Source organism: Danxiaibacter flavus, assembly GCF_041060425.1.
GTDB lineage: Bacteria > Bacteroidota > Bacteroidia > Chitinophagales > Chitinophagaceae > Danxiaibacter > Danxiaibacter flavus.
Genome location: NZ_JAULBC010000004.1, coordinates 13,948 through 27,355 on the forward strand (window position 1 = coordinate 13,948; position 13,408 = coordinate 27,355).

Sequence of the window (13,408 nt, forward strand, 5' to 3'; positions counted from 1 at the left end):
TTAAGTACGAAGTTAGAAGTACGAAGTACGGGCGCCGCATAGAATTGTCGCAACGGTGTATTTTACGGCAATCCGGCGCCTTCGATTTGATAAACGTAGAACGTAAAACCTACAACGTACAACACTCATCTTCAGCTTTAAGCTTTGGGCTTTAGGCTTTGAGCTTAATACATCTCCGCCACTCCTGTCAAAAATGCTTCCACATCTTTCCTGATGGCGCGGACATTCCCCATGTGATTATTGATGAGGACAGAAAAAATCAGCAGTTTATTCTTATGTGTAATGAGATAGCCACTCAATGCAAGGTTATTACTTAACGAACCTGTCTTTGCGTAGATCTTTCCGTTAAGCGTCTTGTAGTAAGTGCCAAGCGTACCTGATCCCCCGGTAGGCAGAATAGCTGTGATCCGTTTCCAGTCAACTTCGTTATGCATCTTCCTAAGCAGCACAACAAAATCTTCCGGAGAAACGAGGGTAAAACGGCTCAGGCCGCTTCCATCAACCCATTGTGGCGGCTGGGGCAGATTTTTCAGATCTGAATGCAGCAACGTATCAACAATTGCCTCCTGGTTCATTATACCAAGTCGCTTGTTCGCAACCATCAGTAATGTCTGGTCGGCGTAGAAATTATCACTGCGGTACATCATATTTTTCAGCAATGAATCCACTGGCTGGGAGTAAATAACGTGGCCCGCATTTGTGTTGAGTTGAGCGGAAGAAGAACTTACATTCAATTGATAATTGGTCCGCAGAATATTGACTGCAGTGTTAATTCCGTTTACAACGAATGGCACATCTACTTTTTTTGATCTTCCGGGCGATACATAAAAAGTATTTGCGGTTCGGTCCCTTTTTATGCTGAAGCTATCTTGCAACAACGAAGCGTTACGAATGATATTGTTGTCCGGCAAAACCGGCTGCGCAGCCAATTGATTACCCTGAATGCTAAAAGTGACAAAGTTGCCGTGCAATGGAAATGCCGACCGCTCAACCATATAGTCGTCGCTATAATCGTCCCAGGACCATCCTGCACCCAAAACAATCTCGTTCCATTTGGCGGTGTTGATCACGATCTTTTTATTCGCGGACTTCAGTACTTCTAATAAAGGATGCGTTTTAAAATCAGGATGAAGAAAGGTAGGATCACCGGCCGCTTCAACAAGCAAAGCGGTGTCAGTGTCTATAACTTTTGCAGCTTCAATGCTGTCACCCAGATATTTCATTGCGGCATAACAGGTCAGCAATTTGGTATTGCTTGCCGGAATAAAATATTTGTCGCTGTTATGTTTGTAGAGAAATTTACCGGATTGCACATCGTACAAAGCAATTCCCACATGTGCTGTAGTAAGTTCCTGCTTGTCCACAACTTTTTGCTCTGCCTGTTTGCCTATTTTCTTGCTAACAGAACAGGACGTCAAATGCATTACTGACAAAGCCTGTAAACCAAACAGAAATAGTCGCGCGAATGATTTCCCGGTAAATAGCATAGTTGGATGTACGGCCCAAATTGTAGCAGCATAACAATTTGGGCCTTTGTTTTAAGGTTTGAAAAGCTGTCAGCTATCAGCTATCAGCTTTTAGCTATTAGCTTACTGCAATCGATTTCATCACGCAGTCCGATTGATACTGCAGCTCCATTTCAATTTTCCACTTTCAATTATCAATTTCCTCTCATCCGCACATTTGCAAATTTGCACATTTACTAATTCCTCTCCACCGCTCTCATCCATCTTTCCGGAATGTCGTTGTTAGCTGCAGTCATATAATCCCTGTAGCTGCAAGCTATAAACTTACCATCCGGCAATTGTACCCACCAGCGGCCGGTACGTTTGCTTTGAAGGAAGATCGTGTCCATCTCTGCGAATGCAAGGTGAAATTCGTTATAATCATCTTTATGATCAAAAGGAGCTTCGTATTTTCCTTTATAAAGACCGTCCATCAGGTACCACAACATATGGCTGATCTGTTTAGCGGTCAGATCATGCACATCCCTGTCCGGGCGATAGCCGTAAATTCCAAACGAATCAATGTTCGGACTCATTCCTGCATATTGCATCAATGTGCAGGCTTCTTCACCATTAAAGCCATTAGGCGTGAGATAATTACAAGGTGCATGACTATGCTGAATAGCGGCTATATCAAAAGAAAAAAGATTTGCGTTGCGGATCACCGGCTCCATTTCCTCCATGCGTTCCTTCACAACCCCCACCCTAAAGCAGTCAAAACGCAGTTTATCGATGGTTTCCAGCATATGCGGATGAACCAGGTAGCTTTGAAAACCAATATGGTTGTAATGCCTGACAAAATTTGGTTCCCCTGTCAGCATTTCAAATAAGAAGGTATCAGCTGGCAATACGCTGTCCGTGTTCAGATCTATTGCAGCATCTACACACGTGGCTTCAATAATTTTCTCCTGGGCGGCATATGCCTGGTATTGAGCCAGCGTAACATCATGAGAGCCTCCTAAAATCGCCACTTTCTTTCCCTGTTGTGTCAATTCGGAAACCACAGCGCGAAGTGCGGCATAGGTATCCTGCAGGGTTGCACCAATCTTTACGTTGCCCACGTCGGCAACAGTCACATCCTTATGCCAGTGAAAAAGGCTATAATAAGCTGAACGGATTTTGTCAGGTGCATTAAATTTTGTCACAGGCATGCCAATACCGCGGTATTCATTGCAGCCAACCAGCACCAGGTCCGCATTCTCAAGGGAAGGGAAGTATTCTTCGTATGCTTCAATATGATTGCCCAGCTGTGTTTCCCTGTACCCTTCGTCGTTTGATAACTCATCTTTATTTACCGGATCTAAAAAATCTATAATTGTGTGTAGCGACTCCAATGACATGTAATTTATTTGGCGGCAAACTTAAGGTTTTTGGTTTTGCCACAAAGGCACTAAGGCGGAAAGAAACACAAAGAGTACTGACAAGCGTCAATTTTCTCATTTTTGCCATAAAGACGCGAAGGCGCTAAGAAACACAGAGGGAAAAACTGATTTTTCAAATACTGCCAGATCCATGACTTTTGTCTTTTACGATGACACTAGAGGTAATAAACGTTTGCTGTTTAAAACCTTTCTTGGTGCACCTTTCTGCCTTGGCGTCTTTGTGGCACCTACCTTAAAAAGAGCTTAATTCTCCAAAAGCGGCGAACCATATATAAATATTATTTTACTTTCATTCCGTGCTCAGGAAAACATCTGCCATACTGTTGCTAACCATTTTTTGCTTTAACCTGTTTGGATACAGGGTGGTGTTTGAGTATTTTCAGCACAAAGCAGATCGCCAATTGGTTGATCAGTTAGACAGAAACGAGTACAGCGAAGAAGATCTTATTACACTTTCCGTTCCGCTTTCACTGCCATATCAAACCAACTGGAAGGAGTTTGAAAGGGTGGACGGAGAAATTGAAGTGAACGGTAAGATCTATAAATATGTAAAGCGCAAGGTGGCGAATGGAGAAATGGTATTAAAATGCCTGCCCGATCACCAGAAAATGCGCCTTGAATCAGCAAGGGACGACTTTTTTAAATATGCCAATGATTTTGTTCAGAGTAATTCGAAAAAATCTGGCGACTCCAAACCAACTACTTTCAAATTGGTTATTCCGGATTATGATGCTTTTCAGCAAGTATTCTTCACAAGCATTCCGGCAGAACTAACTGCTTATTTGATTTCCCGAGACACCTTTTTCGCGCCGCAACCAACTAGCAAGTTGCATGGACAACCTCCAGAGTGGGCTTAAATTCCCGCGAGGACAGCATTGTATCATGCAAATCAAACTAACGGTAACACCATTATGTATATAGTGTTATAGAAAATTGCATCTGCAGATAATGACTGTACAGGCTTAATTCAATCAGCCCTGTACGGTCTGCCTGCAAGAAGACCCGCAGGTCAAAATGCTTCTGCTCCTCACCGGGAAAAATTGATCATTTCCTTTTACTCATCGCTGTGTGTATTTGTTTCATTCATCAGAATGACGCATGCAGTTTTAATTGAACAAACCGAGTCAAAACCGGAATACACAGTATTTAATACATGCTATCAATTGCTTTCCGGATCGTTTTGCTAAAAGGATCGACTTTAGCCAAACAATAAATACATACCCAGGAATGAAAAAAGTACTCTTTGTTATTGTATCTGTAGCATTACTTACAGCTTGTACCCAAAATGAGAATTACAAGAAAGTAATGCACGACCCTTTGCTGTATTCACAAACCGTGCATGAACTAAACAGCGTGGTGATGGGCAATAATTTTACACCCGTTGTTGCGTCCAGGAATTATACTTATGCAAATATTGCCGCATACGAGGTTGTTGCCGCCGGTGACTCGGCATACACATCTCTCGCAGGCCAGATCACAGGTTTTGATGCAACGCCAAAAGCGCCTGCCGACAAGCAGCCGGATTATCCTTTCGCGGCATTGCTGGCTTATTGTAAAGTAGGTAATGCAGTAACTTTTCCCGAGGGGAGTATGGATGATTATATCGCTTCCCTAAAGAAAAAAGCTACAGATGAAGGCATGCCCTCTTCTCTGATGAAAAATAGCATCGATTATGCAAATGTTGTTGCCGATCATGTGCTTGCCTGGGCAAAAAAAGATAATTATGCGCAAACCAGGAGTGCCAGCAAATATACCGTTACCGAAGAAGAAGGCCGCTGGGTACCAACGCCTCCAATGTATGCCCAGGCTGTTGAGCCGCATTGGAATGAAATAAGACCAATTGTCTTAACCAATCTGAATGACGTTAAAGTGCCGAAGCCGTTGCCTTTTAATGTGAAGGACACTGCCAGCGCTTATTACAAGGAAGTAATGAGTATAAAAAAAGCAGTGGACAGTCTTACACCTGAGCAACAACACATAGCCGAATTCTGGGATGACAACCCTTTTAAGCTGAATGTATCCGGACACGTTCAATTCAGCACCAAGAAATTTTCACCCACGGGTCACTGGATGAGCATTGTAGGCATCGCATCTGAAAAAGCCAATGCAGATTTTGCAACAACAGTATACGCTTACACAAAAACATCTATTGCTATGTTTGATGCCTTTATAGAGTGCTGGGATGCAAAGTACACTTACAACACCTGCAGGCCGGAGACAGTAATCAATAAGTATTTTGATCCTGCATGGAGACCATACTTGCAAACGCCATCGTTCCCGGAATATACCTGTGGTCACTCAACAATTTCATCTGCTGCGGCAGAGGCACTAACCAGTGTATACGGCGACAATTTCAATTATACAGATTCTACCGAGCTTGAATTCGGTATTAAGAGCAGGTTATTCAAATCTTTCCGTGATGCGGCAATGGAAAACAATTGGGCCAGATTTTACGGAGGGATCCATTTTCATCAGTCTTGCCTTGTTTCAACCGAATATGGCCGCAAGGTTGGCGATATAGTCGTGCAAAAACTGAAAATGAAAAAACAGGACTCACTTGCTGCAAATAAATAAACACTAACTAACCGGGATTTACCAAAACTAGCCGCATGTAGTGCGGCACTACAAAAAAACTGTTATGAAAAATACCCTTCAAGGTTTCAGCATTTTTATACTGCTTGTTTGCTGTAACCTCATTTACAAAAAAGCATCAGCCCAAACGGATATAGATGCTATTATGATGACCAAAAAGAATTTTTGCACTGGCTTGCAATACAGCCATAGCAGCTGGAAAAACTATTGGGAAGGAACGTTGAAAAGAGACAACGAAAACCTCGGAAAGGTAACTACTCAATCTGTTAGCATTATGGGCAACTATGGGATAAGTGATAAGTTGAACGTATTGTTTAGCCTTCCTTACATACAAACCAAAGCATCAGGTGGTACACTGCATGGGATGAAAGGCGCACAGGATCTTGGTTTATGGGTTAAATACATGCCTGTTGAAACAGAGCTTGGTAAAGGTCTTTTTTCGCTGTATGGCCTTGCCGGTGTTTCGTTTCCTGTAAGCAATTACGTTGCGGATTTTCTGCCACTGTCAATCGGCATGCGCAGCACCAATATTTCAGGAAGACTGATGGCTGATTATCAACTGGGCAGTTTCTTTGCCACAGCATCAGGAACGTACAGCTATCGTTCCAATATAAAGATTGACAGAACTGCATACTACACCGATGTAATGCATCTTACCAATGAAGTTGAAATGCCTGATGTGTTGTCTTTTAACGTTAGAACAGGTTACAGAAGCAATTACCTGATTGCAGAAGCTGTAGTCAATAACCAGTCAACATTAGGCGGTTTTGATATTCGCAGAAATGACATGCCGTTCCCCAGCAATAAAATGAATGCAACTACTGCCGGCGTGAATATTAAGTACACTTTAAAAAGTCTTCCGGCATTGTCCATCATCGGCGGCGGAAACTATGTTGTTGCAGGTAGAAATGTGGGCCAGGCAACTACTTTATACGGCGGTGTTTTTTATATCATTGATTTTACAGGAAAAGGGAAACACGGCGATAACCAGGTGAAGAGAAAACCATAAAAGATCTGTACCACAACAAACTACTGCGAACTACTTAAACTTATTACTCATGAAGAAATTATTATACATAATACCTATACTGGCAATAACCTCAGCGTCCATTGTTGTTTCATGTTCAAAAAATGCGGAAGGCAGAACGGATAATCTTCCTCCGTTGCAGGCATCTGACCAGGACCTGAATGCCGGCACCTGGAAAACAGTATTAATAGCAGCCCCCGATGTAGTAAATGTACCTGTACCCGCACCAATTACAACCCCAAATTATATTGCTGAATTGAATGAAATAAAAAGCTATCAAAAAAATTTAACCGGGGCTCAGGATGCATCCATGAAATACTGGAATGCCGGAGGGGTTTTAAGATGGAATGAAATAATGCGTACACTTGTTGCAAAGTATAATCTTCCGCCTTATCAGAAGGCTGATGGAACATATCCAATACCAAGCGCAGCCAATCCTTTTGCATATCCATTGTTTCCTTTTGCAAACCCGCCTTATGCAGCACGGGCTTATGCATATGTGAGTGCCGCACAATATGATGCGCTGGTTGCATGCTGGCATTATAAACAATTGTACAAAAGGGCTGCACCTTATAAAACCGATAGTACGATTGAAGCGAAAGCAGGAAAATCCGACCTGCCTTCGTACCCATCTGAAGCAGCTGTTTTAGCAGGTGTTACGGCAGAAATGATGAAGCTTTTATTCCCTACTGAAATCGGCTTTGTTGAACAGAAAGCTGTTGAACAGGAAACTGCCGCAATCATGAGCGGAAATGCTACACGTAGCGACGTGCAGGCTGGCGATGCTTTAGGACGTGCCATTGCTCAGCAGTTTTTAGCCAGAGGCAGAACAGATAATGCCGGCAAAGCTGTTGGCACACCTGAACAATGGAAGGCATTTGAAACTATGTGCGAGAGCAGGGGAGAAACTCCGTGGTACAGCCTTGAAACGCCCAAGCGTAATCCAATGCTCCCCTTCTTTGGTAATGTAAAAGCTTTTCTGTTTGATTCTGCTACAAAAGTATCGCTACTTCCGGCTCCTCCACCATCAACCAAAGGCGACCAGATGAAGAAGGAAACTGCCGAAGTATATTCTTATGTAACCCATCCAACAAGGGAAAATATACGTATTGTACATTTCTGGGCTGATGGTGCGGGAACTTATACTCCTCCCGGCCATTGGGATGCCATTGCTGCCGAAGACTTCCTGGAAAAGAATTTCAGCGAAGTACGCTGGGCAAGAAATATGGCACTGCTGAATATGTCTGTTATGGATGCCGGTATAGTATGCTGGTACACCAAATATTACTATTTCAATCCGCGTCCAACACAGATGAATCCATCTATCAAAACGCTTACCGGCATACCTAATTTCCCATCATATATTTCAGGACATTCCACGTTTAGCGGAGCAGCAGCAGCAATACTGGCGCACATCGTTCCTGAAAAGGCGGAAAAATATATGTCTATGGCGCAGGAAGCATCCATGTCAAGATTGTACGGCGGCATTCACTATCGCAGTGATTGTGATGCCGGATTGGCTGTTGGTAAAAAAGTAGGCGACTACGCGGTTGCAAGAGCAAAAACTGATGGAGCAGAATAAACAAAAAACAACTAACTAAGAGGAAGAACTTTTAACAGAAATGGCAAAGCATCGGTTAATAATATCAGGACTTTGTTTGTTATGCATGACCGGTTTGGCGCAGGAGGTTAAGCGTGATACATTATTATACAATGAACTTGACAGCGTAACAGTGCGGTCAAAATTAATGGGTGTAGGACGACTAAACGAAATTGAAGGCACACGTATTTACGCAGGTAAAAAAAATGAAGTGTTATACGTGCAGAACATGGATGCAAACATTGCTGAAAAAACACCGAGACAGATATTTGCAAAAGTACCAGGAGTTTTCGTGTATGATATGGATGGATCCGGAAACCAGGTAAATATTGCGGTGCGCGGATTAGACCCGCATCGTGGCTGGGAGTTCAACATCCGCAAGAACAGCATCATTACCAACTCCGATATGTATGGTTACCCTGCAAGCCACTATAACATGCCAATGGAAGCAGTTGATCATATAGAAATAGTAAGAGGAACAGCTTCGCTGCAATATGGCGCACAATTCGGCGGCATGATGAACTATGTTACCAAACAGGCCGATACCACCAAAAAAATAAGTTTTGAAACAGTGAATTCTGCAGGTTCATACGGCTTACTAAGTACATACAACGCGATCAGCGGACGTATAGGAAAACTGGATTACTATGCTTATTACAGCAACCGGACTTCTTCTGGTTACCGCGATAACAGTAAGACTACTTCCAATGCCGAAGCAATTGCACTTGTATATCATGTAAGTTCCAGGGTAGATCTGAAAGCCGAGTTGGGCAGATCAACTTATACTTACCAGATTCCCGGCCCATTGACTGACAGTATGTTTTATGCCAGCCCAAGGCAGTCAACAAGAGCCCGGAATTATTTTAATCCGGACATCTATGTACCATCGCTTACACTGGACTGGAAAATAAGCGACAGAACACGATTGACATGGGTTGTTTCTGGTGTTTTGGGAGCACGTAACAGTGTTCAATACGATAAGCCGGCAAATGTTCCTGACAGCATAAATCCGGTTACGTTACAGTATAACAACAGGCAGGTAGATATTGATCATTTCAACAGTTATACAACCGAGTTGCGGTTATTGCACAGCTACAGAATCGGCAATATTTCAGGCGTATTCACCAGTGGCGTGCAGGCGATAAACAACGATCTCCATCGCCAGCAATTAGGTAAAGGCACAACAGGCAGCGATTTTGATCTGACAATTGTTGACGGCAAATGGGGACGCGATCTTCATTTTAAAACAAAGAATATAGCTGCTTTTATTGAAAACAAATTCAACCTGACTTCCAAATGGTCCGTTAGTCCTGGCCTTCGTTGGGAACATGGTCAGTCGGATATGACGGGAACAATTGTTTACTATGATCCCGGAGATCTTCCCAACCGCATTAAACATGATTTTGCATTGTTCGGACTTAATACGCAATACACATTCAGCAAAAACAGCAATGTGTATGCGGGATTTTCGCAGGCTTACAGACCGGTAGTGTTTAAGGATATTATACCTGCCAGTACTTACGAGCGCGTGGATAAAAATCTGAAAGACGCACATGGATATACATTGGAAGCAGGCTACAGAGGATCTTACGGTTTCTTCAAATGGGATGTGAGCGTATTTCATATGATTTACAACAACAGGCTGGGCATGTTAAGTGGACAGGATGATGCCGGTTCTCTGTACTTATACAGAACCAATATCGGTAATTCCCGCACGAACGGTTTGGAAGGATTTGCTGAATATAGTCTGCAAACGGGGAATAGAACATTCCTGAATTTGTTTACTTCTACCGCTTTAATGAAAGCAACTTATTTTGATGCAAACGTCCGGTCCGGCGACAAAAATGTAAGCGTAAATGGTAACGACGTGGAAAGTACCCCTAACGTAATTACCAGAAACGGCGTATCACTAAAATGTCATCGAGCCAGCGTTACGCTTTTGTACAGCTATACAGCAAAAAGCTATGCTGACGCGTTAAATACAGTGCAGCCTTCGGCCCCGGGTTCTGTTGGACTTGTTCCGGCCTATGGCTTGCTTGATATCAATACATCATACCATTTTTCAGAAATGGTTATGATCCGTCTGAATGTTAACAACGTAACCAATAAACAATATTTCACCAAACGTCCAACATTCTATCCGGGCCCCGGAGTCTGGTCGTCCGACGGACGTTCGGCGAATGTGAGTATCGGTGTTAAAATTTAAGAAGATAATGATGTTAATTTTTAATCAACAAAAATTACCTTAATGCACGAATAAAAAGTTTTAGCAGTCTTGAAATACATAAATGCACGTCTGTGCAATTATCCGCAGTGGCTCACCTAAAGGCAAACAGGGTGGGCTACTTTTTTTTGAAGACAGTAAGAAAGTAAGACCGTAAGATCGTAAGACAGTAGGACCGTAAGAGGGAATGTCGATAGATATTTGTAAATTTCAGGCAGGAAACCCTCATGTATGAAAAAAACAACATTCTGCACTATCCTGCAACTATTAACCTTAACTACTTTCTCACAGATGCCAGCTACACCTGACAAGATTTACGGCGAATTATTTGTGGATGTGCAAATGGGCCGGGTATTTCCGGATAACAAGACCTTTGTTGACTGCGTTCCCAAAAAAGATCCTGCGACAATTGTCGCCGAATACAAAAAGATCAGGAGCAACCCCGCCATCCGCTTTTCGCTTCAGAAATTTGTAGAGGGTAATTTTGAACTGCCAGCCAATCCGGCGGATAAATATCAAAGTGATAAGAATGCAGATGTGCAAACACATATCAAACAGCTATGGCAGGTCTTATCCAGGAATCCGGATACTGAAGTAAAAGGAAGCAGTCTTCTCCCCCTTCCTAATCCATACATTGTTCCCGGGGGGCGTTTCCGTGAAGTGTATTATTGGGATTCCTACTTCACCATGCTGGGGTTGCAGGAAAGCGGAGAAACAGCAATGATTGAAAATATCATCAATAATTTTTCTTATCTCATCAGCCAGTACGGACATATTCCCAATGGCAACCGTACTTACTACCTCAGCCGCTCGCAGCCGCCCTATTTTTCATTAATGCTTGGGTTGCTCGCAGAAAAAAAAGGTGATATGGTATATGCTCAGTACCTGCGGGCATTGCAGGCCGAGTATGACTATTACATGGATAAGACGGCAAAGACAAAACATGTTGTAAAAATGCCGGATGGGAGCATGCTCAACAGATATTATGACCAGGACGGTATTCCGCGCCAGGAGGCTTATAAAGAAGATGTGGAAGTTGCTGATAGTGCACTTAAATTATTGTCTCCGGCAATTCAACAAGACGCTGAAAGAAAAAACGTTTACCGCCATTTACGTTCTACTGCAGAAAGCGGATGGGACTTCAGCAGCCGCTGGTTTGCAGATGGACAAAGCATGTACACCATTCAAACCACGAACCTCATTCCTGTCGATTTAAACAGCTTATTATACACGCTTGAATTAACATTGTCGAAGGCTTATAAAGCCAGCGGCAATCTGTTACAGGCAAACCTATACAGCCAGCTTGCAACTAAAAGAAAAAATGCCATCAATAAATATTTATACAATAGTGAGGACGGTTGGTACTATGATTATAACATTACAGAAAAGAAGCAGCAAAATGAAATGACAATAGCAGCCATGTCTGCTTTTTTCTCCGAAGTGGCACCCAAAGAATATGCAGCCAAAGCAGCAGCTATTGTAGAATCAAAATTTTTGAAAGATGGTGGCGTTTTAACCACTTTGAAAAATACGGGTCAACAATGGGATGCTCCTAACGGATGGGCACCACTGCAATGGGTAACTATAAAAGGTTTGGAAAACTACGGCCAGGATAAACTGGCAAAGGAAATTTCTTCGCGGTGGATCGCCTTAAATACCAAAGTCTACAAAGCCACCGGCAAGCTCATGGAAAAGTACAATGTAGAAGATACCCAAAAAGAAGCAGGCGGCGGAGAATATCCCTCGCAAGATGGCTTCGGCTGGACGAATGGGGTGCTGTTGAAGCTTTTGAGTAGACAGTAAGATAGTAAGACAGTAAGACGTGTAAGACCGTAAGATAGTAAGACGTGTAAGACCGTAAGATAGTAAGAATGGGAGAATTGAGATGTGCGTAAGATGAATACAAGATTGACCGAACACATCTTTCCCACAATACGACACTTACTCCTCAAACCTTATACCTCATGCCTTACACCTGATACCTGACACCTGATACCTGATAGCTAATAGCTAAAAGCTGATAGCTCACAGCTATTAAACCGCCAAATGCCTGAACGCCTCCATGGCGCCGATATGTTCGCTGGTTGTGGCTCCGGCTTTGTTGGCATTGTACACGATGGACTTCCATTCTTCAGCAGAAAGGTTTTGGATCTCTTCTGTCGATTTACGATGCAACTGAAATAAAATTGAACCTACGAATGCATCGCCGGCACCAGTAGTATCTACTGCGATGGCAGGCACTCCGTGAACTATTACAATTTTCCCCTGGTGGGCAAGTAACGCACCTTTTTTCCCGAGTGTTATAGCGAATGAAGCATCAGAAAGTTTTTCCAGTACCTGCACAGCTTCTTCAAGTGTTGTTGTATTTGTTATCAGCAATGCTTCTTCATCACTCATTTTAAAGAAGTTGCAGCACTCAATAAAATGAAGGCTTTGCTCAATAAAACGCTGCTGATCATCTTTAAACAATAAATGGCGGTAATTGGGATCAAAGCTGATGAACTTTTTTTCAGCTATTGCTTTTTGCAGCAATACCGTATAGGCCTTCTGCAAAAGACCAGGCAAAAAAGCAGTGGCAGAACCAAAATGAACAACAGAAATATCTGAAAGATCAATTTTTTCAATGTCATCTACAGAAAGCCATCCGTCAGCTCCGCGGTTAAAATAGAAATCCCGCTCTCCTTCATCAACCAGCGATACAAAAGCTAATGTGGTAAAATGCCCATCATCTTTTAACATCCATTGAGTGGAGACGCCAAACGACTCCAGGGTATCAATCAAATATTTGCCAAATGGATCGCTGCCAACTTTCGCCGTAAGCGCAACATCTCCACCTAGTGCAGCTATTACTGCCGCTACATTCGCGGGAGCACCTCCCGCTTTCTTCAGAAAATTATTTGCATCGCTGAGAGAAGTGTTGGTGTCTGTGCAGATCATATCAATCAGGGCTTCTCCAATACACAGTACTTTCATATGGAAGTTTTATTCGTTAGTAAATTTTATAAGATTGAGGCACGTAGTCATTCTGTGATCCGGGCATTACAAAAGTTCCGCCAATAACTGATCGCTGTTCTCCAT

General features: G+C 42.8%; 9 protein-coding genes. 6 read left to right on the plus strand and 3 right to left on the minus strand.

The features are described 5' to 3' along the window. Positions 1-164: 164 nt before the first annotated feature. Together dacB and QTN47_RS12855 are read right to left on the minus strand one after the other, a co-directional pair. Entirely contained in the window at positions 165-1,487 is a 1,323-nt protein-coding gene (gene dacB, locus QTN47_RS12850) for a D-alanyl-D-alanine carboxypeptidase/D-alanyl-D-alanine endopeptidase (RefSeq protein ID WP_369329789.1), read from the minus strand. Between the two features lie 215 nt (positions 1,488-1,702). Next, the gene (locus QTN47_RS12855) at positions 1,703-2,845 is read right to left on the minus strand and encodes a formimidoylglutamase (protein WP_369329790.1); all 1,143 of its coding nucleotides are present in this window, start codon (positions 2,843-2,845) and stop codon (positions 1,703-1,705) included. A 338-nt stretch (positions 2,846-3,183) separates the two neighbouring features. On the opposite strand from QTN47_RS12855, the gene QTN47_RS12860 reads away from it, so the two are divergent. From QTN47_RS12860 to treA, 6 genes are all read left to right on the plus strand, one after another. Further along, a complete protein-coding gene (locus QTN47_RS12860; protein ID WP_369329791.1) occupies positions 3,184-3,744 on the plus strand; it encodes a hypothetical protein in 561 nt (186 codons plus the stop codon). A gap of 370 nt (positions 3,745-4,114) precedes the next feature. Next, positions 4,115-5,461 carry a vanadium-dependent haloperoxidase gene (locus QTN47_RS12865; RefSeq protein WP_369329792.1) on the plus strand — a complete coding sequence of 449 codons (1,347 nt, stop codon included), beginning with the start codon at positions 4,115-4,117 and terminating at the stop codon, positions 5,459-5,461. Between the two features lie 64 nt (positions 5,462-5,525). After that, entirely contained in the window at positions 5,526-6,488 is a 963-nt protein-coding gene (locus tag QTN47_RS12870) for a hypothetical protein (RefSeq protein WP_369329793.1), read from the plus strand. A 49-nt stretch (positions 6,489-6,537) separates the two neighbouring features. Next, on the plus strand, positions 6,538-8,088 hold the full coding sequence (locus QTN47_RS12875; RefSeq protein ID WP_369329794.1) for a phosphatase PAP2 family protein: 1,551 nt from the start codon (positions 6,538-6,540) through the stop codon (positions 8,086-8,088). A gap of 40 nt (positions 8,089-8,128) precedes the next feature. Beyond that, on the plus strand, positions 8,129-10,312 hold the full coding sequence (locus QTN47_RS12880) for a TonB-dependent receptor family protein (protein WP_369329795.1): 2,184 nt from the start codon (positions 8,129-8,131) through the stop codon (positions 10,310-10,312). A 249-nt stretch (positions 10,313-10,561) separates the two neighbouring features. After that, positions 10,562-12,133, plus strand: coding sequence for an alpha,alpha-trehalase TreA (treA, locus tag QTN47_RS12885; RefSeq protein ID WP_369329796.1), 1,572 nt, complete (start codon positions 10,562-10,564; stop codon positions 12,131-12,133). Positions 12,134-12,364: 231 nt separating this feature from the next. Here the strand turns inward: treA and QTN47_RS12890 are convergent, their stop codons facing one another. Next, positions 12,365-13,303 carry a carbohydrate kinase family protein gene (locus QTN47_RS12890; protein WP_369329797.1) on the minus strand — a complete coding sequence of 313 codons (939 nt, stop codon included), beginning with the start codon at positions 13,301-13,303 and terminating at the stop codon, positions 12,365-12,367. Between the last annotated feature and the right edge of the window lie 105 nt (positions 13,304-13,408).